Genomic DNA, 24400 nt, shown 5'->3' with positions numbered 1-24400 from the left:
TTATAAGATTAGTAGGATGAATATTGATTAAGGCCCGGACAGCAGGTCCGGGCCTTGAGTGATTGCTTATTTTTTGGGATTAATGAAGCCTTCCTGAAACTCCTCCCAAACTCGAGGGCCGAAGGATTCCAGCACTCCTTCTTTGATCTCCCCGCCATCCTGCATGACCAGCCCGGGTTCCATATTTTTCTCCGGCTTCAGGACTGAGGCAAAGAAATCTTTGAGTCTGACCCCTTCTTTTTGCAGCCAGTCGGAATAGGACGGGCCCATGAAATAGGACTTCATTTCAGAGATCCAGTTCTGCGGCTCCACCATCAAGATCCAGCCTTCGGAATAGGTATGGCTGTTCAGCAGAGATGCATCATGAAGCAGCTCCTCATTCTGCTCGGTGATTATGCCAGATACAGGGGCTTCGATCTCCAGTCGCTTCCCGTTCTGGATCAGGGTAATAAAGTGCTCCCCGCATCTGATTTGTTCCCCCGGCTGCTTCATGACCACCCGGGTTACCGGTCCGGTTACCTTCGGCAGAAATCCGTCGACTCCAATCCTTACCCTGCCACTTTTCTCCATGAAAGCCCAGGTATGCGACCGGTGGAAAAAGAGTCCGCCGGGAAAAGCTTTGGACCCGGATTCCTGAAAAGTTCCCTCTTCCGGAGCCAGGCCTTTTCTTCCCCTGATCCCGGTCAACAGAAATACCAGCGTCCCCAGCAGGATAAGAAATCCGGCTACTGCCAGGTATACCAAGGCTGGTGAGGATTGTGACGGCACATTGACAATTAAGGGCTCATGACCCGACAATTGTTCCATCCGGGAATTGCGTTCCCCGAAACCAAGCTCCAGAATACCGGCCATAGCCAGGGTCTCCTGTCCCCCGTTAACCAGCCATTCCAAAAAATTCATCTCCGCGGCAGAACCCGGTTGTTTTTCCGTCAGGGCATAAATACGGCTGTAAAGGCTCCGGGGAAAGCGCCCCACAAAAATCGCATGGGACAACATGGACCCGGAGCGGTAAATATCCTCAAAGGCTCCTATACTTCCATCTCCGTCAGCATCCACCGGTACCAGTCCGATACGGCTGTCCACTTCTCCATTCCCCGATTGCATCAAAGATGCCAGACTGCAGAATCCAATGGCCTGGGGATCGTTTCCGATCCGGTTCAGCATCTCATGAGGCTCGATGATCGCTGTACCGTTCCATGCGCCGGACCCGCTGCCTAAAAATTCAGCGAGGTAAGCTGCGGAAGTGGTTTCACCGGGCACAAATACATGTACCTCACTGGCATCTGTACTACCCAGTACCTCCCCCCAGGTCATTGTTCCCTGGCCGGTATAGATATTTCTGAACTGTTCAGGAGAAATGCCCTGCTTCATAATCAGATCCCTTTGCGGGTGCCGGGCATTCATGATCGGAATGATAGCCTCGCGTCCTACCACCAGAGCAAAACTCTGCTCCTCATCCTTTCCGTTCATATATTCTTTGTTTACCAGCGCAATACTTCCTCCTTCAGCGCTCCCCGGACTTCAGTTCCGGGAATCGCCCTGACTTCTATCCGGATCTCCTGGTTTTCCTTCATATAATCATTCGTCAGCTGTTTGGCAAGACTTTCAAGTTGGGGGCTACACACCACCTGTAGTTCACTATTGCCGGTTGTTGCTATTTCCTCCTGTGCTACCAGGACCGATGTGATGGCGAAAAAAAACATCATCATCAGGATTCTCTTTGTTTTTGCAGCTTTCATTGCCTGTCAGTTTTAAATTTGAATTGAACGGTGCCTTGCGGCTCAAATACCTGCACCAAACAACATGCCATAACAGTCTTAATACCTGTTTATCAATTTGTTAAGCGAATATATGGAAGACCCGGACTCCTGCAGGACTGTGGCATTATTCAACACTGTCTGAAAGAAGAGGGTGTGAATGATCTCTCTTGCTGCATTTTACGAGATGTGTTGTATATTTCACCACGTGTGTATTTATTCGGCAGCATGTTGCAAAACCCCTTGTTTTAGTAGTGCTTATAAATGGAAAACAACCGGAGATTGAATCGATACATTTATTACTTAAGACTTATTCTAAATAAGTATGAATTCACACTGGGGCAACTCTCAGGTCGTGCATAAAAGCATTTTTCAATTAATTTCACTCTCTGCAAGCTTTCAATCCCACAAGACAGATCTTATGTACAGAAAAACACATCTTTTCCTGATACTTAGCACAGCCACACTTCTCCATCCTGTTTACGCGCAGAATACCAAACAGAAAGGGCTCGATGCCATTACCCGCCAGGCAGTGAATGGCCAGCTGGAGTTTCTGGCCTCCGACTGGACCGAGGGAAGAGCTGTCGGACAGGCAGGAGCTTATATGGCGGCCGATTACATTGCCAGTCTCTTTCAGGTTTACGGGCTGCAACCCGGAGGAGATATGGAAACCGAAAGGCCAACCCGGGCTGAGCGAATGGAAGGACAGCGCCCCTTATCATACAGAACCTTCTTCCAGAATATGAACCTGGTGGAAACAAGGGCCAGTGATAAGAATGAATTGTCCCTGACCGAAACCACTGCAGGAGGTACGCGTACCCTTAACTTTACTTATAAAACTGACTTTTCCGTACAGGCCTCCGGAGTCTCTGCCGAGCTGGAATCGTCCATCGTCTTTGTGGGCTATGGCCTCACCGATAAAAAAAACAATTATGATGATTTTAAGGATGTAGATGTAAAAGATAAAATCATCCTGAGGTTATCGGGTTACCCGGGTCACAGAGACAAAAGCTCAAAAGCATATGATACCTTCTCGACTAACTGGGGCCGGGGCATATATGCCCTGATGCGTGCGAAAAATGAACGTGCTTCCGAGCTGGGAGCGGCTGCCGTTATTGAGGTGGACCCGGGAAGCGATATCCCCGGATCCTGGGCCGCGAACTTACCCTTCCGGGTGAATTCGGGGAACTTTGAAGGGGTGAAACCAAGGGCCTCCTATTATGAGACACGCATCAGCCTCCCCGGAAATGAACGAAGCAGCAGTGCCATTCTTATTACGGTTTCCGGGAGACTGTTGAGTGAACTAATCAAAGGTTCCGGGGTGGATCCGGACGCCTTCCAGGAAAAGGTGAAAAACTCCCTGAAACCCGAGTCCGCAGTACTTGCCGGGAAAAAACTCCTGATAAAGACTACCGTGGATTCCAGAATAATCCGGGCCAGAAATGTAGTGGGTGTTCTTCCGGGAAAAGATACGACCGGGATCATTGTGATCGGAGCACATTACGATCATCTGGGCATCCATGACGGCTGGATCTGGAACGGAGCCGACGACAACGCCTCCGGCACGGTGGGCGTGATGAGCATCGCCAAAGCATGCATGGCCACGGGCGTAAAACCCGAAAAAACCATCGTATTCTGTGCATGGACCGGTGAAGAGAAAGGACTGCTCGGATCCAGGTACTTTGCCGATCATCCCTATAACGATGCCAGGATGATCCTGAACCTCAACTACCACATGACCTACACCAAGGCCTACCAGGTATTGAAAGATCTGACAGAAAAGAACCTGGAGGAATACCAGCTGAATCTGGATGTGGAGTTCAGAGCCTCCGAACGTCCTCGGGGTGGCAGCGACCATTCCTCCTTCTCTCAGAAGGAAATACCCATCATGTACTTTATGGCAGGCTTTCCTCCCGAGTACCACGAGCCTGACGACCATATCAAGCTGGTTAACTGGGATAAGATGATCCGGATAATCAAGCTGGGCTACCTAAACATCTGGGACCTGGCCAATACGGATTGGGGACCCGGCGAAACCCAATAACAAAGATGAAAGCATTACCCGTATGAGACTACCTTCCGAAAAGGAGTACTTATCGCATATTGCCTACGACTCCGTTATCTTCGGATTCTCCGGGAAGGAGTTAAAGATCCTGGTGATGAAATACCACCATACCGGCCACTATGCATTGCCAGGCGGATTTGTACGGCGCGATGAGGATCTCTCCGCCGCAGTGGAGCGGGGAGTCGGGGAACGAACCGGGCTCAGCAACATCTACCTGGAACAGTTTCATACCTTTGGCAGCCTCCGGCGGCACGATCCGGGTACCATGAGGGATATCCTGGAAGCCCGGGGATTGCATCCCGGGCCCACGCACTGGATGCTCGACCGGTATTTCTCCATCGCCTATTATGCCCTGATAAACTACAAGAACGTGGATCCAAAACCCGATTCTCTATCCGATTCCATCGATTGGTATCACATTCACAGGCTCCCCCCCCTGATGCTGGATCATAATGAGATCGTGTCCATGGCCCTGCAAACCCTACGGAATAACCTGGACCGTAAACTGATCGGAGTGAACCTGCTTCCTGAAAAATTTACCATGAAGGAACTGCAGGAGGTGCATGAAGCGATCCTGGAGAAGAAACTCAGGCGAACCTCCTTTCAGCGCAAAATGCTGAGTCTGGAGATCCTGGACAGACATGAAAAGAGGTATTCCGGGGAAGCTCACAAGGCTCCTTATCTTTACAGTTTTAAGAAGTAAGGTAAATCTTACCCCGCTTCCCGGGCATACCAGGCTTTCCAGAAACCCAGTTTTGCACGGTCGGGCAGAGTTTGTTGCCCGGTAATACGATCCAGTACCAGGAGCTGCTCCTTCACCGCATCGTAGGGATCCCATGCGGGCAGACCGGGTCCGTTCGGATTTCCGGTCTTTGCAAAATTTACCCAGTATGCCGACATCTGACCGGCAATTTTATGATCAACAGCCTCCCAGGGACGGTCCAGTGTATGCAGGTTATCATAGGCATAGACAATCTCACCCGAATGGAATGCACCGAAAGCTGTTTCAGGAGTGTAAGCAGGCAGGGCCCTGTTAAAATTGTACACCCAGGCTTCAGAGTTTCCGGTCCGGGCCTGCATTCCGGCCCAGGTATAGACCTGGATCGCGAAGGTCTGGTCACGGCTCATATCAAACTGGGACCGGGCAGCCTCTTCCTCGGTATCACTGGGATAAACGGCTAAGAAATCATCTGCCGATGCACCAAATCTTTCCCGGATCTGTTCCCGGAAAACAGCAGCCGTCTGCGGCCGTGATAACATTCTGTCGTCCCTGTTCCACCCGATGATCACTGGCACATCATTCTGTTTTCCTCCGGCATAGACATCCATTACTGCCTCCGGTATTACATATCCATCCACATATGGCGATTGAAGCCCCCCCTGTGCCGACAGAACAGAATCGGAAGGAAGTGCTCTCAGATCAGCTACGGAATTCGCCCCCAGACTTTCAGCAAATTCAACTCCCAGCTTTTCGGCATCCTGAAGATTCATTTGCGGCCGGAGCGGACTGGAAACAAAGGAAGCCCCGCTCTCGGCGATGGCCCTGTGGAAAAGTCCTTTGGCCAGAGGAGAAACCGTCAGGTAACTGACTCCGAATGCACCCGCCGATTGGCCGGCAATGGTTACATTTCCCGGATCTCCTCCAAAGCGTTCAATATTCCTGTTTACCCACTTCAGGGCGGCAATCATATCCAGGATGCCATAATTGCCCGAACTGCCATATTCCGTTTCGGCGGATAGGCCTGGGTGGGCCAGAAAGCCAAATAGTCCCACCCGGTAGTTGATGCTTACAAAAACCACTCCCCTGGATGCCATGGAAGTTCCGTCATAAATGGCACATCCGCTCCCACCGGAGCGAAAGCCTCCGCCGTAGATATATACGATAACCGGAAGCTTCTCCCCGGCATTTTCCGCCCGGGTCCATACATTCAGATAGAGGCAGTCTTCGCTGATCGGTTCAGGGGGAATCAGGAACTCCTCTGACCAGAACATAAAGGGCACCGGGGGCCCCTGTACCGGACTTGGACCAAAATCAGTACACTCCAGCACTCCCTCCCAGGCTTCCACTCTCTGAGGGGCTTTCCATCTCAGCTCGCCCAAAGGCGGAGCCGCAAAGGGAATTCCCTTATAAGAAATCACTCCCGATCCGGAGTCCCTTACCCCTTTAATCTGCCCCTCCTGCAGATGTACCAGCTCGCCTACTCCGGCAGGTCTGCCGGTACAGGATCCCAGTAGCAGGACCAGTACCAGACAAATCATATTGTTCCTTAAGTGCATCATCTTTCTGTGCCTCCTATTTAAACAAAAGCGGAGCAAACTCAGAAAGATAGACCCTCCAGTTCTTCCAGATATGCCCCCCTTCACTTTCCCGGTAGGTATAGGGCATTCCCAGAGCATCCAGCTTCTCCCTGTACTCGGTCACATTCCCGTACAGGAAATCCGTTTTACCGATCCCGATCCAGTACAATTTGTAGCCATTTTCCATCTGGGCCTTCAGCGTTCCTTCAATATCCTGATACACCTCTGAGCATATATCCTGTCCGGGCAGTATGGCAGCAGAAAAAAGTCCGACATAGTCAAAGGTATTGGGATAGTAACGGGAGATATGCAGGGAATGGAAACCGCCCATGGATAAACCGGCTATGGCCCTGTGTGCCATGTCTGCTTTGACCCGGTAGTTGCCCTCCACAAAATTAATAATATCCATAAAGGAAGCTTCGTAGCTGCCGTTCATGGTCCCCTCTTCCATAAACTGAGGCTTGTAATAGCCGCGGATTCCTTCACCGGGAGCAGCCTGCTGGGATACATTGCCATTGGGCATGACAACGATCATGGGTTCCACCTTACCCTGCGCGATCAGATTATCCAGAATCTGTGTGGCCCGGCCCAGTTCAATCCAGGCTTCCTCATCTCCTCCTGCACCATGCAACAGATACAGCACCGGATAAGACTCCTGGCTTGTTTCATAAGCGGGAGGGGTATAGATGGTGATACGTCGGGTCATGTCAAGTCCCGGGGAATTATACCAGCGCCGGGTAAGCGATCCGTGAGGAACATCATTGACCCGGTAAAGACCGGCCTGTCCACCCCCGATAAGCAGAATATTGGTATTTGTGGCAATATCACGGCTTACAAAAACATTGTTCGGATCGTTGGTCCGGACCCCGTCAATCATATAAGCATATCCATAGAGTTCCGGTTCCATGGACTCTGTGGTATAGCTCCAGAGCCCGTTCTCATCCTTTTTCATGTCGACCGACCCGGGAACCCAGCCCTCAGCAGGCATCCAGTCGCCCACCAGTTTTACTTCCCCGGCAGCCGGGGCCAGCACCCTGAAGCTTACCGAATGATCCTCATGAATTTCCGGCGAGACAATATCGGTGCCCCCAAACAGGGCTTGCTGGCCAACAGCAGGAAGGGTCAGGGAGGCTATGAATCCCAGTACAATGAACAGTTGTGGTTTCTTGTTTGTCATAATAGTTATCAATTGCTTGAATTTAGTTATAAATTTTTAACACTTTCTATTGTAATCATTTGAGACAATAATACAATTTGTTCCCATGATTTCCAAGTTTGATAATTAATAGCAGGTAGTTTAAATTTATGGAAGATGTCCGGCTTGCTTATTATACTCACCTTGCTGCTTCCACTTCAGGGAAAGCCAGAATACCCGTTAAATAACGGGCGGCCTACCAGCAAAGGGATCGATCTTTATGTGGAAGAAAATGCAGAGGCCCTGATCCGGGAGTTCCAGGCCTTCATTGGCGACACCCTTTACAACGCCAACCTTTATACGGAGAATCTTTCTGAGAACAATGATCAGAACCCGCTGGAACTTGGCAACTACTATCCCAATGAGATTTTTATAAATAATGCGGAGATATTTATTGCCTATGAACTGGACGCGCTTCCTGGAAGCAACCGTGATACAATTCTGAGCAGCAACCTGTTCGTAAAAGCAGCGGTGTTTCATGAGCTGATGCATCACTATATTTACCAGATCAGTATTGAAATGCTGCGGCAGGATCAAATATATGTGGACCGGGCCTACCAGTCCTTTTTCAGGATCTACAGCCACCGGGAGGATCCGGGACCAAGATTCATTGAAGAGGGAATCTGTGAATATGTCACCCGGAAAATGAAACAGACCATCTCCAGAAAGCGACCCTATATCCCAAAAAAAATCCCGGACCTGAACAAGCCTGAAAATGAATATCATGTGTTTTACAAGTATTCTGCCTACTATCTGACCGAATTCCTGGACGAGACCGGTTTAAAGCCAGGTATTAAGATACTTCTGCACAACCGGCCTCCATCTGCGGAAGAGATCCTCGAGCCGGAACTCTTCTTTACCAGGTTGAAGGCTATTGAGTAGCTGTGCGGCCACTGGTCACGGATCAGCCGGACACTCAGCTCTTTTCTCCCGACTTCCGGATGGTGGCATTGCTAACCAGGGGTCTGGCCCAGAAAGCAATGCTCAGGATATAGACCAGCGGCAGGTAAAGAATTACCATCCCGGGCTGCAGTCCGATCATATCCTTCAACCGCCCTATCAACAAAGAAAAGATGGCTCCCCCGGCTATGGCTGTGCAGAGAATTCCGGCAAAAGAGCCATGATACCTGGTGACGCTGTTCAGCGCCAGGGAAAAGATGATGGCGTACATGACCGAAAGACAAAAACCCAGCGCTGCAAAACCAAAGAGGGCCACTTTCACACTCCCAAACAGGGTGAAAGTTAATATTACCAGGGCCGCAGAGGTAAAAATCCCAAGCACCAGCCTGCTATCCAGGAGTTTGAGCAGACCCAGTCCAAGGAAGCAGCCAAGGGTCATCATGCCCCAGAACATGCCAACGGTCCTGGCCCCTTCCAGCTCCGGAGCCAGCCCGTGATAGGTTCTCAGGAATTCAGAAATCCAGTTGGCGATCCCCTGCTCCGTTCCCACGTAAGCAAATATCCCCAGGAAAAAGAGAATGACTTTCCGGCTTCTGAATAACTCCAGATGAGTGGCCCAGGCGCCAACGATCTCATCCTCCCTGCGAATAACAACAGGAAACCTGGTGGAGAGGATGATCACCAACATCAGAAAACTGACCAGTGAAAATACCAGGTAGATTGAGACCCAGGGCAGCTGAAGCGGAGTCAGTTTTGAAATCAGGTCAAGCAAGAATCCTCCTTCAGAAGCAGGATTCCCCAGGTTCGTGACCAGATAAGAGTATACGAAAGGGCTCACAAAGGAGGCCGCTCCGAATACCAGCTGTGCGATAACCGAATTAAAGGCAAAGTGCTCCTCGCCTCCAACCACTCTCAGCAGCGGATAAAGGGCCACCTGCAGCAGGGCCATACCGCTTCCGATCAGAAAAAGCGACCCCAGGAATACTGGAAACTTCGGGAAGGTGGAGAAGATCAGGGCCCCCGAAAAGGCCAGGATCCAGGCCAGGATGAGGCTCCTTTTCTCCCCGTAGCGCTGCACAAACATGCCGGAAGGAATAGACATGATGGCGTAGGCAATGAAAAAGGAGAAGGGAAGCATGCCGGTCAGCGTACCCGACAGTGCAAAACTATCCGTCACATTGGGATTGATGGATCCCAGGATATTGGTCAGAAAGGAGATGGCAAAAAAGACCAGGAAGATCAGGATAAGGAGGTAGAATGAGCGTTTCATATGTTTGTCGTTTATAAAAGCAAAAATGGCAATTTAAAGGCAATTTCCGGGTTTCAGCCGGACCAGTTCCACGATTCCTCCGATGCCGGATGGAAGAATATCCCAGCCGGATGCATCGAAGGATTTGTAATCCACGTTCACAAAGTTAATGTCATGAAACTTTTTCCAGTCAGTCCGGCGCCGGTCCAGTTCCCTGATTGCATTTGCCCCCAGATTCGATACCCGGACCCGGAGTTCATTCTCTCCCTCTTGCAACAAATGCCCCACTTTCATCTCAAAGGGGAAGCTCCAGAGCACACCTGCCTCCTGCCCGTTCACAAATACCCGGGCCGAGGCCTCCACCCCTTCAAAACGGAGCAGGTAATTATCTCCGGGGATTTTGTCCAGGTGAAAACGGGTTGAATACTCGCAGGTCCCTGCAAAGCGTTTAAAGTCAGCCCCGGAGATATCACTCCAGTAAACAGGTTTTACAAGTAAGGTATCCGTCGGATATGCCTGAAAACCCCTGATAGTTTTCAATGACCAGGGGCCCGGAAGCTCCATTTTGTCTTCTTCCCTGTAATAAGGATGCGGATCCACACCGGCCACCTCTTCGTTGGTAAAGAAGATGATCATGGAAGCCCCGGGTTTCAGCACCACGTGTACCCGTCCTGCTTCCCCATCGAACGTTGATTCAGCCTGGCTTACCTGACCGCTCATGGGATCCATGAATAAGGCAGATCTCCCTCCGCGGCAGAAACTTACCCAGGCATCAATCCCTTCCCGTTCGTGATTGGCAATAAAATAGTACGTGCCTTTATCCGTAATCCTGGATATAGCTTTAATACCATGGTCAGCCAGCGTCTCCCTGGTAATGCCGAGAAAAGCCAACACCTGCTGCAGTTCGCCTTGAAAGACAGAACCTTCTCCACGGGAAGCCATACGGATTCCCCGCTGCTCGTCGAATCTCAGAGAGGCAATCAGAGCGGCAAGTTCCGCCTCCTGCATTTGAAAGTCTCTGAATCCGGTAACCCGCTCCGGGATGTTGCTGAAGATTACGGGGGCTCCTTTCTCAGCCATCTGAAGCAGTTTTTTGAAGGTCTCCAGCCGGATTCTCTGAAGCTTCGGTATAAAAATGGCCGTATAAGGCACCTTCCCATGGGTGAAAATCCTTCCATCCCTGACCTCACATGAAGCAATGATCCTGTCGGAAATAAAGTCAAACTGATAGCCTTTGTCGTACAAGCTATCTATTTCCGGCATCCTCATCCAGTTCCCGGCAGTATGCAGGGAAAGTCTCAGCTCCAGCCCCTCCGGCGAGTGATTGTATTCGTCCGGCGACCAGTAAACCAACAGATCGCTGCGGTGCTCTCCCTGCTGAAGCACTGACTGGCAGCGGGTTATATAGCTATTCATAGCACCAATATCTTCCCATTGAGGATTGTTTGGTTCCATGTGCACGGAGGCATAAAAAAGCCAGCCCGGCCATTCAGCCGTTTCGGGGGAGTAGGCCGTACCATGAAAGATAAGATGGTTGATCCCTTCGGCAAAAAGATGATCAATCTCAGGCTTGCACTGGTACAGGGGGGTCCTGAAATGTTCATTCAGCCAGGTAAAGGTTTCACAGGAAACCAGTCTTCCCCCCTTCATATGCGCCGCGGAAGTGGCCAGTTTCCTGAATAAACGATTGCTTTCAGTGTATTTGGTCCCGTTTTTTGCCAGATATTTTTCCAGAAAGGGAAAGAAAGTCGCATTAAAAGTCTCCACTTCAGGCACATCTACCAGGGAATAGAGATCCAGCAGGTTTGCAGGCGAACCGTGTGCCTGATTCCTGGTCCTGATCCCGTAGCTGTGTGCCCGGGAGTTCCATGTTTCCGTAAAATTCTCCAGGAGCATTTTCCCGAGTACATCCCGGTAATCAGCTTTTATTCGGCCGGTAATATCATCACTCCCCTGGCCCGACAACTCCATCAGATAGAGAGATAAATCGTAAGCCTTTCTGCGTTTAAAAGTCTCAAACAAATCGTCTGTACTGCTCGCATAACCCAGTTCATAACTATCGTTGAAAAAGCATCGAATACCTGGATTTATTCCCTGCATGGCAGCATCGAAGCGGTCCAGATATTGTTCCGTGGCCGCCCTGGAAAAATGATTGAAGACGGGTCCCTCGCCTCCCGGAGCTGCCCGTTTCACCAGCTGACCGGTATTCTCCTGAGTCGCGGCATAAAGAGTCCACACGCCGTTATCGAATCCTCCCGGCTTTGCCTGTTGTTGCAGGAGGTTGAGCCGTTCTCCGGATTCGCTGATTCCGGAGAGGGCCAGCAGAGTCTCTCCTTGCTTTGAAGCAAAGCCCTTTATGAAGGATTGGATGGAATCACCAGCAGCCCTCTCCAGGGAATAAAAGCGGAGCCTCTTTGCCGCATGTTCTGAAGTGACATGGGGCCCGCCAAAGGGCCAGCCGGTGCCCGTATTCATATCCACTCCCATTTGATTCCGGGAGGCTGCCCCGATGGTCAGGGAGAGCATCTCCATCCACTCCGGAGAAAGAAAGTCTATATAATTGCTCTCTTCCCCTCTGACCCCGTAAATGGGAGTAATTTCAACACCCCCGAATCCCTTTGAAGCATAATCGTTCAGCAATCGTTCCAGTTCAGCTTCTCTCACCGCACTGCCCATCCACCACCAGCGTGTCCACGGTTTAGACTCCTTCATTACAGGTGGCCAGTATTCTGAACCACCGGACCGTTCCCCACTCCGGGCACAAGCACTCTGAACAGCCAGAACAAGAAAAAGGAATAAAAAAAGCTGTTTCATGCCGTGTAGCCAAATCTTAAATCAGTTGCTGGATAACCATTAAAAGTACATTTTTCCCCAGATCCTGCATGATCCGGGAGATTGAAACGGGAAGCAGGAAAACCGGCCCGGAAAATTTACGGGAGATCCGCTCCTGACAACACGACTACCCAGTCCCTTTCCGGACCGGACAGTGGCGTACCCAGCGCCTGAAGGCCGGCTTCCCCGATGTAGGCGACACTTCCCTGCTGCAACTCACCGCCCTTACGCGGATTAAACCAGGATACTTTCAACGGAACACTCTGGTTCAGAAACAGCCTAGCAGGTGGCGATCCCGCAGGCAGATATACCAGGTAGAGCGCTCCCTCCTTGGCCAGGCAGTATGCCCCGGGGGTATCGACCAGCTCGTCCCGGCTGCTCATCTCTTCCAGCGGAAAGCGGTTCATAAAGCGGGTGGCCAGGGTGGACTGGAACCACCAGTTTTCCCGGCTTCTGAAATCTTCCAGGCCCAGGTCATTGTGGGCATAACGGTAACCAAAATACCACTCCACCCCGGCTCCCCCTGCCAGGAGACTCCCCCACAGGCAATGATTCCGCACGGTATCATGCTCCGGATCATCTGCATCGGGCATGACCCCCTGCCAGTGTGGACCAATCTCGTCCACACAAACCACCCAGCGTTCCCCTGCTTCTTCAGAAGCCCCGATCCATCTCTTCATCCGCTCATGCACGCGGGTGGGATCGGCCACCTGCATGGAAGGTCCATCGATGGAGCCTGTACCCAGCATGGGTAAGAGGTAGGACTCCTGGAGCTCATCGTTGGAATGTGTGTGCAGCATCACCATGACCGGCCAGGGACTGAGTGCCCTGATATAAGCGGCCATATCCTTTTTCTGCTGGTCGGTCTGACCGATGGGCGACCAGTGGGCCGGACCATTTTCTTCGCCAAGGTTCCAGATAACCCCCAGGTGGTGACCAAAGCGGGCCATCAGCTCACGCAGATATACCCGTCGCTGCATATCGGTATACCCTCCATCAAGCAAAACTTCGTTTTCGGTTTCCTGCAGGACAAAATGAGCCATCACCCCCAGGCTATCCATATGATCAAACACCAGCTCCCACTGATCCAGCTTGCTGCAGTCGAACCTGTAGCGCTCGTTATAATCGGTATAAGGCCATACATCCTTCCCGTCTCCCAGGATATTCATGGTCAGCATATAAATGGAATTGACGCCTGCCGACTGAAGATAATTCACCGCTCCGATAATCCCTTTTCCCTTTCCATCCTGCCAGACGGGATCGCCGGCTTTCCAATCGCTTTGGTGAGCTGCATACCTGTGAATCTGCTTTTCCGGATCCGCCTCACCTTCACGAATTTCCGTTTTCAGGCTGAATCTCATGGTCTGGTCAAAATCCTCATAGGCCAGAAAATTTTCGGGACTGTCTGCCCCATTCTTAATCCAGAGCTCATCGCTTCCCTGAATTCTGAAATAACCCTTCCCCCCGTTGATAATCCGGCCGCGGGCACGAAAATCGGGCAGAACCTTATCCGACGGGCCAACCTCAAAAGTCCCTTCCGCCCCATCCGCCCCCACCGGCTCACCGCCCGTATCTCCATCCAGCACCGCTATATTTTTTGCCCTTAAAAAAGAGACCTTATACTTCCAGGAGCCTGTCATATCCGGCCTGAAATGCACCTTCCAGACAGCCCCTTCCCCGGCCGAGCTCTCAGCCGCCCGGCCATCGGCCGCATAGAATCCCGGGACAATGAATGATTCTGTTCCGCGGGAAAAAGTAACATCCAGCCGGTTATCGAGAAAGGGGTTCTCAGCGGCATGCTCCGAGGTCAGGGGACCGGGAACCAGCAGGGTCACTTTATGCCATTGTTTCAATTCCCCCAGGACTGAAATATCTGATTTTGAGTCAGTTTGACATGAAAATGCACACAGAAGAAGTAAAAGAAATGCGAGTTGTCTCATGATTTTTATATATATAACCGGCCCGGAGCCCTGATTGAACCCCGGGTATATAAATATAGGAATAATCCCCTTGAGAAAAAATCAGGGTTCTTATTTCCTGATGAGCCTGCCCTGTTGCTTTATTCCTTCCAAAGAAAGCTGGTAGAGATAGAGCCCCTTTTGCAGATTTGACAAAGACACTGATGCATTATTCTCCACTTCATAGTGCAATACGCAGCGCCCCATCAAATCAAATAACTTCAGGGTGCCGTGATTATGATCTTCAGGAAAGCGGATTGTTACATAGTCACCCGCTGGGTTGGGGTAGATATCAACAGAGAATTCCGGTGCCAGACCAATTCCTGTGGGGTCATATGGCGCAGCAAGATCGATGGTTGCGAAAACCAATGGGTAGGAATACACCGTATTTATATCCCTTCCCTGATAACGGTTGGTAAACGCAAACAGACCCGGTATGCCGGAAAAATTATTCTTCATATTTATCTGGTAAAGGAAACGCATCACATCCAGTGAGTCCTCTGCTTCGAAAGCCGGAAGGTAGTTCGTAAAGTTCAGACCCTCCTGATTTAACTTTAAAATCTCCGGAAGTGAATCCTTAAAATTCAGATATACATAGGCCTCAGCATCCGGATAAGGATGAATACTCATCTTCTGGAGGGTATCCGTGGAGGCAAAGATCTCATATTTTGTAAAGTCGGTAGTCGAGTTGTGCGCCATATGGAGTTCGGGCCCGTCTGGGCCAAACGGGATAAAGTAGCCCAGGTAGAAATGTCCGTGACGGTCATAATCCAGATCAAAACGGTTGTATGTGGAGTAGTCGCTGTTGCCCAGAATTATTTCGGGTTCGGTCCATCCACCCGCACCCTTCTTAATCACTTCAATATTGTTCAAACCCTGGGTGTCAGCATGTCGTTGATAAACACAAATTATGGTATCATTTTGTCCTTCGGCCAGCTTGCAGAGATAGTTGGTACCCCTGTCCACGGGGCGATCATTAAAAATCTTGATGGTTTCTATGGCTGACCATGTTCTCGCACCAGGATCATACATGACTTCATACAGTTCTCCTCCATAATTGTACCATCCATATTTATGCAGGATTACATGGACCAGGCCCGATTTTGTTGTAATAGTTCCAAAGGGAAGCAGACCACTGTTATTTGTATGCATTTTCAGGGGCGTAATGGTCCAGGCATCCTTGCTCTGAACAGCTCCATAAAGGTCGTAGATAAACTCTGAGCCAAAGGAAACCGTTCCATTGGAGAATCCCTGGTTAGCCGCATAGGTAATCACCAGGCTATCGTCCTGAGTAAGGGCCACCATGGCGGTGAAAATCTTTCCATCCTGCGGTGTTGTAAGCTGTTGCTCTGTCCAGGTAAGCCCATTATCATCAGATCTGTGGTAATACAGATTGTAATTATCTACAAAGACAAAATAGATATTCCCCTCACGGTCCATCACTCCCTGGTCCCAGTAGTAGTTTTGTGTTTTGCAAAAACCACTCGAGAGATACTCCCGGGTCTGCCCCACTTCCGAGAAGAAATACTGATGGGTCTGTGAATAACTGTTCAAGGAGAGCAGGATCCACAACAACAAGATGAGTGCCGGGGAAAAAAATGCTCTGGGCATTGTAAAAGTAGAGTTCTTTATCATAATTGCCGGGATTTGGTTTCGAGCTAACAATAATACGCAAAGTGACCCGACCTATCCCATAAGAATTCTCAATTGAATATCAGAAATCACAAAAAATAATTAGTTTTAATGCAATGAGCATCAGCCTAAAGACAATTGCACTCCTAACGCCCATTTTTACGACTTTTTTCTGGGCTCTTGTAATTTTTTTCAGGAACCATTCACGCAGGAATCCGGGGTTCTATATCGCCCTGTTGATGGCCTTCTTTTCCATGCTCTTTTCCTCCATATTTCCCTTCTACACCAGGAACATGGATCTTTACATGGCCATGGAGCCCCTCTTCTTTTTTAGCCTCAACATGGTATTTCCCATGGTATTCTTTTACATCCGTGCGGTCACCCTCAGGCAGAAGTTAATGGTAAGCGACCTGCCCCACATCCTTCCTGCACTTTTACTTACTGTTACGTCCCTGGTTCTGCATACCATCGTTCCGGCAAACCGTTTAACCGGATATGCCCGGGGATCTGTGTCATTTCTTGATGCATCGTATCCGCAATCACTTTTCTTCCTGACAAATTACTTATCAAAACTTGTGGTGGTGATCCAGATTGTTCTGTATTGCTTTCTGTGCATGAAACTTATTGCCCGGCACAAAATTCAAGTTAATAACTACTTCTCCGGCCTTAACCGCAGTCTTTTTAACTGGATACCTTTCTTTTATATGACCTATCCTGCTGCCTCACTGCTGGGTCTGTACCTGATTCTGAAAGGAAACAGCTATATCGACGGCGCAAGGGATATCGAGATTATTGTGTCATTTTTTGGACTCAGCATCATTTTTTTTACCATCGCCTTAGTTACCAATCACCAGAGATACATCGAGAACAAAGAATTCTACCTGATCCCGGACTCATCTGCTCAGGAAACAGTGGAAAGTTCTCCGGGCCGGCTTGGCAAACTCAGGGTTCAGGTGGAGCGATATTTTATCGAAGAACAACCCTGGCTCAATGCCGATCTGAAAATCACTGATGTGGCAGCCCATCTGGATACCAATCGAACCTATATCTCAGAGTTGATAAAGAAGCATTTTAACAAAAACTTCAAAACTTACGTGAACTCCTTCCGGGTGGCTGAAGCAGTGCGCCTCTTCTCTCAAAAGAAATACCACAACTTCTCCACCAAGAGCATTTCAGAACTGTCTGGCTTTAATAGCTATAACTCATTTGTTCATGCCTTCCGTCTTGAAACCGGAATGACCCCCGGGGCATTCCGGGAGAAAAATGCTGAAGATCTCAGGTAATAATTCTATAAATATGGACCCACACCATAAACAAATCGCCATTAAAACAATCGCCATGATCAGTTTTCTGAGCATGCTCGTTATGGAGAGCCCGGGACAGAGAAACAGCAATGAACGTACCCGGTGGTTCACCGAAGCACGCTATGGAATGTTTATCCACTGGGGAGTATACAGCGGGGCTGAAGGAATCTGGAAGGGAGAAAAACTCAGAAACGACAATGATTATGCCGAATGGATCTATTACCGGAACCGTATAGCCAGGGAGGAATATACCACCCTACTCAAGCGCTTCGACTGGGAGTGCATTGATCCCGAACAGTGGGTGCTTCTGGCAAAAAAGGCCGGAATGAAATTTGTCACCATCACCGCCAAGCATCACGATGGTTTCGCGCTGTGGGACAGCCAGGTAAGTGCTTACGATGTGGCAGAATTCACCCATCCAAAACGGGATATCATCCGGGAACTGGCCACTGCCTGCCACAAGCACGGATTGAAGATGGGGCTCTATTATTCGCACTGGGTCGACTGGGAACACCCGGATGGATGGGATCATTCCAAAGAGATTTATGGAATTTCAGCGGAGGATTATGACCGCTACTGGCAGGAGAAAGTGATCCCGCAGATGCAAGAACTTCTGACCAACTACGGAGAAATCGGACTGATCTGGTTCGACATGTGGATCCATCATTCCCAGACCTGTGTCACAAAAGACCAGCTGCTGCAGCTTAAAAGCCTCATCCGTGAACTCCAGCCAGATTGCCTGATCAATTCCCGCCTGGGACTCTCCATCGAGGAGGACAGTGACATTGATTTCAAAACCCTGGGAGACAACCAGCCGGGAAGCAAGAAGGAGGAATTCCCCTGGCAGTCGCCTGCCACCGTGGCACATTCCTGGGGCTATCACGCCCGGGAGCAGCAGTGGAAATCGACCACAACTCTGCTTCATTCTCTGATCGGAAATGCAAGCCTCAACGGCAACCTGATGCTGAATATCGGTCCCCGTGCCAATGGCCAGGTCCCCTATGAAATAGAGAAGCGCCTGGCGGAAATGGGGAAATGGCTTCAGGTGAATGGCGAATCGATTTACGGGAGCCAGGCCTTCGACCTGGCAAAGGATCAGCACGACTGGGGAAAGATCACCTGCAAACAAAATCCGGACGGGACCACCAGGCTCTACCTGCACCTGTATAACTGGCCCCTGAACCAGAGGCTCACTGTTTCCGGCATACAGGGGAGTCCGGTAAATGCCTGGCTGCTGGCCGATCCGGAACAGCAAACTCTTCCTTACAGCAACAAGGAGGTGATCACCCGGATTGAACTCCCGCCAGAGCAGCCGGATCCGCTGGTCCCGGTAGTGGTCCTGGAATATGACCATTACCCCGCCACAGAAGAAGGCCTGGTGGCAGAATCGCTCTACGGGGGCTACTCCCTCACTCCATCCAATGCGACTCTTCTGAAGGGAAGTAAAGAGCTGCAGCCACCCACACGAAGAGGCACCATTCCCGTGCACATCCAGGTGTCTGAAAAGAGCAGCTATCAATGGAAAATCTTCATTGACCATCCGCTTACTTTACAGACCGACCTCTCCTACAATTACCAGGGAGAAGAAGGAAACGGGGAAATCACCGTGAAATCGGAAGCGGGGCTGCTGTCCGGGACCTTCAGGAATACGGGACGATTCGTTGGAGAGCCCAACAGCAACTGGCAGATTGACAGCTTTAACTCCCACCGCCTGGGACAACTGGAGTTCACTGAACCGGGTTACTATACCATCACCCTGGAGATCAAACCGGGGAAGAAAGAAGAAATGGGCTTTCAGTGGCTCTGGCTGGGGCCGGATTAATCTGTTACCGCAGCTTCCGGGGGCTATTCAACTTTCCTGGCCTTGTGTTCCCCATTCTGATAAAGAGTTAAGCCCTCTATTTCATCGTCTGCATTCCTGCTGAATACGATCCTGGAGGATAAGAAGCAAATGCCTTCATCGCTTCAGTTAAAACACCAGGCTTATCAAAGGAAGGTCCTGAACCAGGTATAAACTGCCGCTTATTGCTTCGACAGATTAAGTTCGATGACCAGAGTGGCTGTAAAATCGCTGGAGCCGTCCTCCGTGATATCAACCTCCTGGTCTTCTTTCCAGGAGATCAGTGCAGATGAGCTATCCAGACTTTCAACCGTCATGGGGTCATCCTCCTGCATTTCACCGTTTTTGGTCATGTACAACTTTTCTTCGTCCAGTTCCCAGGTTCCGTTCTCCGCAAAATCACCATGAAGCATCTGGTAGGAATAATCGGCATTGAAAGTGATGGTTCCGCCAAACTCGTCAAATTCGGAGGCCAGCTCATCCACCAGGTCCTGCGCCTCCTGGTCGCTGAACTGAAGCGTGGTTTTTACAAACTGGAAGAGGCTTATGGGCCCCACTTTAATATCCACGGAAGCCTGCCCGATATCCCAGGTACCAATCAGATCAGCTTCGTCGATATCCTGGCTCTTATTACAGGAGCTGACAAAAACCGCAAAGGCTATAAGGCTTAATAGAATTACGGGCTTAATAAAGATTTTTCTCATGGCTGTATATTTAGGTTTACTATAGGAAACGTAAAATGGCGACTCTTATGATTTCAAAGACCAGGAAACAGAAAAAGTAGTTGCATTGCTTTATTAAAACTCTTTGGAAGGCAACCTTTTTAAGTCCGTGTTGTTTACTCAGGATGAAAGACCAGGAAACAAGCAGCCAGGAGACCGCCCGGGTAAGAACCATCCGTGACCTGGCCAATACTCCCTTTAAAAAAGCCATGCTGGTGGTCCAGGTGATCAGTTATGTGCTTATATTAGGATCCCCGGTGATAGGGGGCGCCATCGGCCGCTCTCTGAGTTTAAAGGCAGCTCAGACAGGCGGAATCATACTCGGAGTCTTTATAGCCGGGGAAGTTCTGTTCTATGCTTCGCTGGCCTTTCTTGGAAAAGAGGTGGTCCTGTTAATCAGGGATAAAATGAAGGGGTGGTTTAAAAAGCGAAAGCGATCCATGGAGTAGTTCAGCCGTTCCACCGGAGACTTTGCCCCACTTTCAGGTCCCTGACTGATTTTGAACGATGGTATTGGAAAGTTTCCGTAGTTTTACCGGACCATGAAAAACTTAGCTATTCTAATTCCGGTAATTGCTCTGCTTGCCGGCCAGGGCTGCATGCAGGAGCGTATCGAAAAAAGCGCGCAATGGCGGGGAGCCAATCGCGATGGCATATTTCACGAAACGGACCTGCTGGACCAGTGGCCGGAAGAAGTTCCCGAACTTCTCTGGGTGTTTGAGGGACTGGGCAGAGGTTTTGCTGCTCCTGCGGTAACAGCGGAAGGGCTATTTGTCAACGGCGAACAGGAGGGTAACAGCTTCCTGTTCGCCCTGGATCTGGAAGGCCGGCTACTCTGGAAGTCGCCCAACGGAAAAGAGTTTCTGGGCGAGGGTTTCTCCAGCACCTACCCGGGCGACAGGTCTACTCCCACCGTTTATGGCAAACGCGTTTACAGCTCTTCGGGCCAGGGTCAGATTTCCTGCTTCGAGCTCACTGCGGGGAAGGAATTATGGTCGGTCAATATTACCGGATACCTGGATGGAATACTGGGATACTTCGGCTATTCTGAATCCGTGGCGGTGGATGAAGATCATGTGTACTGTTTCCCGGGTGGCCCCGGCACCAATCTGGCAGCTCTGGACAGGTTCACCGGAAAAATTGTCTGGACACAGTCGGCGCACCGCGACACCTTTGCATACGGATCCCCCGTACTCATTGACCTGAATGAGCGTCCGATCCTGATGACCACCTCCCGTCACCATCTATTTATCGTGGACCGGAGCAACGGCAGTGTGCTTGCCTCCTACAAACTGGAAGGGTATGAATACGATGGAGAACACTGCAATACACCGGTGTATTCAGATGGCCATATCTACTACGTGGCCAACGATGTACCCGGACAGGGGGCTGTAAAACTGGAACTTTCCGGAAACGGGGAGCTGATCAGCGAAGTATGGCGCAATAATCAGGTGCTGAATAATTTCGGGGGACTGGTAGTTGTGGACGGAAAGTTGTTTACTACCGTAAAAGGGAACAGGCTGGTGGCCCTGGACCCGGAAAGCGGAGCAGTGGCCGACACCTTAAAGGTGGCCACCGGGAGTATCATATACACAGATCACAAATTTATCATCTACGGCAACAACGGAACCATCAACCTGGTCAACTATGAACAAAAAAAACTGGAACAGGCCGGTCAGATGAATGTGAAAGAGGGAAGCGGACAGCATTTCGCCCATCCCGTGGTGGCAAACGGAGTGCTGTATATCCGGCACGGCGATGCCCTGATGGCTTACCGGATTAAATAAAGGATGGTGCCTGCAGCCCCTCCGGGCCTTGGCACCATCCCCATTCAGGCACGGATCTACCTAAAACCTAAAAAATTAAATTTTCACAAATTCCACCCTGCGGTTATTTGCCCGTCCTTCCGGATAATTATTATCGTCCATGGGCATAGTCTCGCCCAAACCCTTTGAGCTGAGCCGGTCTGGGGATATCCCCATATCGATCAGGGTTTTCATCACCCGCTCAGCCCGATCGGCCGATAAGTTCAGGTTGCTGGCATCATCACCCACATTGTCGGTATGTCCCTCCACACTGAATTTCAACTCCGGGTTTTGTTCCATCAGGCGATAAATCTCATTGATCACCCCCATGGATTCCGGTTTCAGGGTAGATTTTCCTGTATCAAAGCGGATTCCGTTTGCAATGATCTTGCCATCCTGCATCACCCGGTCGTAATACTTTACCCCTCCCCCGGCGATCCGTATGTTCTTCACGTAGAAAAGTTTGTCATTCCTGGCATGATAGGTATGAAGAGTTATCCCTTTAGGATCAAAATCAATTCGCGGAATGTTTATCAGACGGGTCTCATCCATATAGGCCTTCAGCTTTCCATTGGTATAAGCTATCGATACATGCATCCACCTCCTCTCCGGCAAAGTTCTGGCATCTGGATGGGCGCTGTTTGACTGACCAAAATCCATCCTTTCAGAATCAACCGCCAGGTCTGTATATCCGGTAGGACTTCCCGATTTCTGGTTCTTTCTGTCATACAGGTAGACACAAAAATCCGAATTATCGCAGTAGATATCCAATTCCACGGTAAATACCTCGGGCAGATAGTCCTCCCTGGCCTCTTTAAAGTAAGGAACAATTTCGGGTGCCCCGTCCCTGAACATAATCACATTCTCTCCTCCAAACCGGGCGACCTCCACATTTCCCCTTATCAGGTCCCAGCGGGATGGGAACTCTCCGTTTTCCTCCCCCTCCAGGTTATCTTCAAAAATGACCCGGTCGCCCGGCACAAAATCATACTTGGCCCAGGTCAGTTCCGGCTTATCCTCCTTCGCCTCTTCCCCGGCCTGCTGTACCTGACCGGGAGCCTGCTGCTGTTGTTGAGCTTGCTCTTCCAAAACAGGCTGCGGCTGAGCTGGCGGGGTTTCCTCTTTTCCCTTTTCATCAAACAGCTTCTCAATGTTCTTATTAATCTTCCTGTGGCTCTCTTTCCTGATCTTTTGAAGGGGGTTCTCCTGAGAATATGCCGGTTGTACGATCAGCAGGGCCACTATAACGATCCCCGGAATTAAGGCTGTTGTTTTCATGACAGATCCGTTTATAAATTATGAATCAAGATAAAGGATAGATCAGGGCAGTACCATCCCATGTTTGTGGGATTTGGCAGAGGATCTAGATCTCACCGCTGAGTGATTTGAGGATCAAACATTCTTTGCAATGACCATTATCTTTTCAAAAGATCGCGAATGTCAATTCTTCCGCCCCGGATTGGCCGATTGCTGTATGATCTTGTTGGTTTAATCACTTGAAAAAGAACAAGCAGGCCGATAATAAAAAATATCAGAGGTATTCCGGCTAAGACGATATCACCTCCCCCGACACCTGGTTTAAGCACCGCTGAATCGGGCACCCCAGGATCGTAAAAAACATCCAAGGTTTTTCCCTGGGGGTAGTGCTGAACAGTGCTTTTTGCTCTGGACATGCTAGAACTCGAACCTGATCCCCCCACTGTAATCTTTGAGGAGTTGTATTGTTTCCCCGCAACCTGATAGGAGTAATTTATAACAGCCTCATATTGCGAATTACCGTCTTTCATCCAGCTGTCGACTTCCGACTTTGTAATAGTACCGACAGTTTTAAGCCAGCTTTTAAACACATTGGCATACTTCAAAGGCGGCCAGCCAAAGAAATAGAATATGAATGCCCCTGCAAGTGTGAAAATAATCCCAAAAAATGTGGCATTTGATTTGCGAGGCCGTTTTTCTGCTTGTGTTACTTCTTGGTCCATATCCGTGTATTTAAATTCAGGTCCTCAACAATTCCAGTAAGCAGTACCAGGAAACGGATATTCTCTTCAATAAAGTTATAATCAACAATGCTCTTAAAAAGCCTTGTTTCGAAAAGGTTTTTATTCATTTTTATGGCGATGTAAACTTTTGAATCGCCAAACGAGAGATATACTTTTGTGTTCCATTTTCGTTTGAACTCCACGATGCGCTGCATTAAGGATGGTGATAAGATGTAACGCGCTTCCACTTGGTCGTTTGAATACACACAAAATTCTTTTTCAAATTCGGGGTCTTCGAGTTTGATCAGTTCGCCCCTCGACGAAAAAGCTTGCAGGCTATGCCCAAGTTTACCCAGCATTTTTTCTGCGGTGTCGGGCAAAACAAGGGTGTGCCCATAAAAATGTTTATTGAAATCGGCCACAAAAAACAGGCCTTTGAAAATGGTAGTGTATTGTTTTTTTTGTTTTGAGCCGGATCCACTTGTGCTTACGTGCCTTCCCACTACCTCTGAAAATTCGATGGCTGTTTTCCCGATTTTTCCTTTAAAATGATCTTCACCCTGTAATCGTTGCAGTATTTCTGGAAAATGGCGCTATGGGTAAACTCTTCCCGCGAAACAAAATCCTCCGGGGAATAAACCAGCTTTTCATCTACAAACGCCGCTATCTTCAACACAATTTTGTTTTTGAAGTTCAGCCTGTATTTTTTGCTGCTGACACTTATTGCAATGAGGGCTATTACACCTAGCGTGAGTTTATCACGAGATAAAGTCTAAAACGCTATAACTATCAGGGACACATAAAGATAGGCCTCATTTATTTGTATACACCAACATCTTTGATTTTGGGCCGTTCATTGTGGGC

General features: G+C 49.6%; 20 protein-coding genes. 7 read left to right on the top strand and 13 right to left on the bottom strand.

Annotated elements, in window-relative coordinates:
* Window positions 1–66 precede the first annotated feature (66 nt).
* A complete protein-coding gene (locus P1P86_10280; protein MDF1575562.1) occupies window positions 67–1470 on the bottom strand; it encodes a hypothetical protein in 1404 nt (467 codons plus the stop codon).
* Window positions 1471–1481: 11 nt separating this feature from the next.
* Window positions 1482–1739 carry a hypothetical protein gene (locus P1P86_10275; protein MDF1575561.1) on the bottom strand — a complete coding sequence of 86 codons (258 nt, stop codon included), beginning with the start codon at window positions 1737–1739 and terminating at the stop codon, window positions 1482–1484.
* 439 nt (window positions 1740–2178) lie between these two features.
* Between P1P86_10275 and P1P86_10270 the strand changes: the two genes are divergently transcribed.
* Window positions 2179–3801: a M20/M25/M40 family metallo-hydrolase gene (locus P1P86_10270; GenBank protein MDF1575560.1), complete on the top strand. Its 1623-nt coding sequence runs from the start codon at window positions 2179–2181 to the stop codon at window positions 3799–3801.
* A gap of 22 nt (window positions 3802–3823) precedes the next feature.
* Window positions 3824–4525 carry an NUDIX domain-containing protein gene (locus P1P86_10265; GenBank protein MDF1575559.1) on the top strand — a complete coding sequence of 234 codons (702 nt, stop codon included), beginning with the start codon at window positions 3824–3826 and terminating at the stop codon, window positions 4523–4525.
* An 8-nt stretch (window positions 4526–4533) separates the two neighbouring features.
* Here the strand turns inward: P1P86_10265 and P1P86_10260 are convergent, their stop codons facing one another.
* Together P1P86_10260 and P1P86_10255 are read right to left on the bottom strand one after the other, a co-directional pair.
* Window positions 4534–6102 carry a carboxylesterase family protein gene (locus tag P1P86_10260; GenBank protein MDF1575558.1) on the bottom strand — a complete coding sequence of 523 codons (1569 nt, stop codon included), beginning with the start codon at window positions 6100–6102 and terminating at the stop codon, window positions 4534–4536.
* Window positions 6103–6115: 13 nt separating this feature from the next.
* Complete coding sequence (locus P1P86_10255) at window positions 6116–7297, bottom strand: alpha/beta hydrolase-fold protein (protein MDF1575557.1); 1182 nt, start codon at window positions 7295–7297, stop codon at window positions 6116–6118.
* 135 nt (window positions 7298–7432) lie between these two features.
* On the opposite strand from P1P86_10255, the gene P1P86_10250 reads away from it, so the two are divergent.
* Window positions 7433–8197 (top strand): hypothetical protein, encoded by a 765-nt coding sequence (locus P1P86_10250; protein MDF1575556.1) that lies wholly within the window; start codon window positions 7433–7435, stop codon window positions 8195–8197.
* Between the two features lie 34 nt (window positions 8198–8231).
* Here P1P86_10250 and P1P86_10245 read toward each other — a convergent pair whose 3' ends face one another.
* From P1P86_10245 to P1P86_10230, 4 genes are all read right to left on the bottom strand, one after another.
* The gene (locus tag P1P86_10245; GenBank protein MDF1575555.1) at window positions 8232–9485 is read right to left on the bottom strand and encodes an MFS transporter; all 1254 of its coding nucleotides are present in this window, start codon (window positions 9483–9485) and stop codon (window positions 8232–8234) included.
* Between the two features lie 33 nt (window positions 9486–9518).
* The gene (locus P1P86_10240) at window positions 9519–12278 is read right to left on the bottom strand and encodes a glycosyl hydrolase (protein MDF1575554.1); all 2760 of its coding nucleotides are present in this window, start codon (window positions 12276–12278) and stop codon (window positions 9519–9521) included.
* A gap of 116 nt (window positions 12279–12394) precedes the next feature.
* On the bottom strand, window positions 12395–14149 hold the full coding sequence (locus tag P1P86_10235) for a DUF5060 domain-containing protein (protein ID MDF1575553.1): 1755 nt from the start codon (window positions 14147–14149) through the stop codon (window positions 12395–12397).
* A 177-nt stretch (window positions 14150–14326) separates the two neighbouring features.
* Window positions 14327–15865, bottom strand: coding sequence for a T9SS type A sorting domain-containing protein (locus tag P1P86_10230; GenBank protein ID MDF1575552.1), 1539 nt, complete (start codon window positions 15863–15865; stop codon window positions 14327–14329).
* A 137-nt stretch (window positions 15866–16002) separates the two neighbouring features.
* Between P1P86_10230 and P1P86_10225 the strand changes: the two genes are divergently transcribed.
* Together P1P86_10225 and P1P86_10220 are read left to right on the top strand one after the other, a co-directional pair.
* Window positions 16003–17169, top strand: a complete 1167-nt coding sequence (locus tag P1P86_10225) for a helix-turn-helix domain-containing protein (GenBank protein ID MDF1575551.1) — start codon at window positions 16003–16005, stop codon at window positions 17167–17169.
* Window positions 17170–17182: 13 nt separating this feature from the next.
* The gene (locus P1P86_10220; protein ID MDF1575550.1) at window positions 17183–19012 is read left to right on the top strand and encodes an alpha-L-fucosidase; all 1830 of its coding nucleotides are present in this window, start codon (window positions 17183–17185) and stop codon (window positions 19010–19012) included.
* A gap of 200 nt (window positions 19013–19212) precedes the next feature.
* On the opposite strand, the gene P1P86_10215 is transcribed toward P1P86_10220, so the two are convergent.
* Window positions 19213–19734, bottom strand: coding sequence for a hypothetical protein (locus P1P86_10215; GenBank protein ID MDF1575549.1), 522 nt, complete (start codon window positions 19732–19734; stop codon window positions 19213–19215).
* Window positions 19735–19877: 143 nt separating this feature from the next.
* Here P1P86_10215 and P1P86_10210 point away from each other — a divergent pair, with 143 nt between their 5' ends.
* Both P1P86_10210 and P1P86_10205 read left to right on the top strand, forming a co-directional pair.
* A complete protein-coding gene (locus P1P86_10210; protein ID MDF1575548.1) occupies window positions 19878–20201 on the top strand; it encodes a hypothetical protein in 324 nt (107 codons plus the stop codon).
* A gap of 93 nt (window positions 20202–20294) precedes the next feature.
* The gene (locus tag P1P86_10205) at window positions 20295–21539 is read left to right on the top strand and encodes a PQQ-like beta-propeller repeat protein (protein MDF1575547.1); all 1245 of its coding nucleotides are present in this window, start codon (window positions 20295–20297) and stop codon (window positions 21537–21539) included.
* 75 nt (window positions 21540–21614) lie between these two features.
* Here P1P86_10205 and P1P86_10200 read toward each other — a convergent pair whose 3' ends face one another.
* The 4 genes from P1P86_10200 to P1P86_10185 form a co-directional block, all read right to left on the bottom strand.
* Window positions 21615–22835, bottom strand: a complete 1221-nt coding sequence (locus tag P1P86_10200; protein MDF1575546.1) for an OmpA family protein — start codon at window positions 22833–22835, stop codon at window positions 21615–21617.
* Window positions 22836–22972: 137 nt separating this feature from the next.
* Window positions 22973–23536, bottom strand: coding sequence for a DUF3592 domain-containing protein (locus tag P1P86_10195; GenBank protein MDF1575545.1), 564 nt, complete (start codon window positions 23534–23536; stop codon window positions 22973–22975).
* A complete protein-coding gene (locus tag P1P86_10190; protein ID MDF1575544.1) occupies window positions 23521–24039 on the bottom strand; it encodes a DUF3137 domain-containing protein in 519 nt (172 codons plus the stop codon). Before P1P86_10190 ends, P1P86_10195 begins: the two co-directional genes overlap by 16 nt.
* Complete coding sequence (locus tag P1P86_10185; GenBank protein MDF1575543.1) at window positions 24039–24209, bottom strand: hypothetical protein; 171 nt, start codon at window positions 24207–24209, stop codon at window positions 24039–24041. Before P1P86_10185 ends, P1P86_10190 begins: the two co-directional genes overlap by 1 nt.
* Between the last annotated feature and the right edge of the window lie 191 nt (window positions 24210–24400).

This window comes from Bacteroidales bacterium (genome assembly GCA_029210725.1).
Taxonomy (GTDB): Bacteria; Bacteroidota; Bacteroidia; order Bacteroidales.
The sequence above is the reverse complement of the archived record's forward strand: the minus strand, read 5'-3'. Positions and strand labels throughout refer to the sequence as shown.

Coding starts and splice junctions, on each gene's coding strand:
- P1P86_10255 (MDF1575557.1), bottom strand. CDS start 7,297: ATGACAAACAAGAAACCACAACTGTTCATTGTACTGGGATTCATAGCC.
- P1P86_10280 (MDF1575562.1), bottom strand. CDS start 1,470: ATGAACGGAAAGGATGAGGAGCAGAGTTTTGCTCTGGTGGTAGGACGC.
- P1P86_10270 (MDF1575560.1), top strand. CDS start 2,179: ATGTACAGAAAAACACATCTTTTCCTGATACTTAGCACAGCCACACTT.
- P1P86_10205 (MDF1575547.1), top strand. CDS start 20,295: ATGAAAAACTTAGCTATTCTAATTCCGGTAATTGCTCTGCTTGCCGGC.
- P1P86_10195 (MDF1575545.1), bottom strand. CDS start 23,536: ATGGACCAAGAAGTAACACAAGCAGAAAAACGGCCTCGCAAATCAAAT.
- P1P86_10275 (MDF1575561.1), bottom strand. CDS start 1,739: ATGAAAGCTGCAAAAACAAAGAGAATCCTGATGATGATGTTTTTTTTC.
- P1P86_10200 (MDF1575546.1), bottom strand. CDS start 22,835: ATGAAAACAACAGCCTTAATTCCGGGGATCGTTATAGTGGCCCTGCTG.
- P1P86_10230 (MDF1575552.1), bottom strand. CDS start 15,865: ATGCCCAGAGCATTTTTTTCCCCGGCACTCATCTTGTTGTTGTGGATC.
- P1P86_10225 (MDF1575551.1), top strand. CDS start 16,003: ATGAGCATCAGCCTAAAGACAATTGCACTCCTAACGCCCATTTTTACG.
- P1P86_10220 (MDF1575550.1), top strand. CDS start 17,183: ATGGACCCACACCATAAACAAATCGCCATTAAAACAATCGCCATGATC.
- P1P86_10215 (MDF1575549.1), bottom strand. CDS start 19,734: ATGAGAAAAATCTTTATTAAGCCCGTAATTCTATTAAGCCTTATAGCC.
- P1P86_10240 (MDF1575554.1), bottom strand. CDS start 12,278: ATGAAACAGCTTTTTTTATTCCTTTTTCTTGTTCTGGCTGTTCAGAGT.
- P1P86_10250 (MDF1575556.1), top strand. CDS start 7,433: ATGTCCGGCTTGCTTATTATACTCACCTTGCTGCTTCCACTTCAGGGA.
- P1P86_10245 (MDF1575555.1), bottom strand. CDS start 9,485: ATGAAACGCTCATTCTACCTCCTTATCCTGATCTTCCTGGTCTTTTTT.
- P1P86_10260 (MDF1575558.1), bottom strand. CDS start 6,102: ATGATGCACTTAAGGAACAATATGATTTGTCTGGTACTGGTCCTGCTA.
- P1P86_10210 (MDF1575548.1), top strand. CDS start 19,878: ATGAAAGACCAGGAAACAAGCAGCCAGGAGACCGCCCGGGTAAGAACC.
- P1P86_10265 (MDF1575559.1), top strand. CDS start 3,824: ATGAGACTACCTTCCGAAAAGGAGTACTTATCGCATATTGCCTACGAC.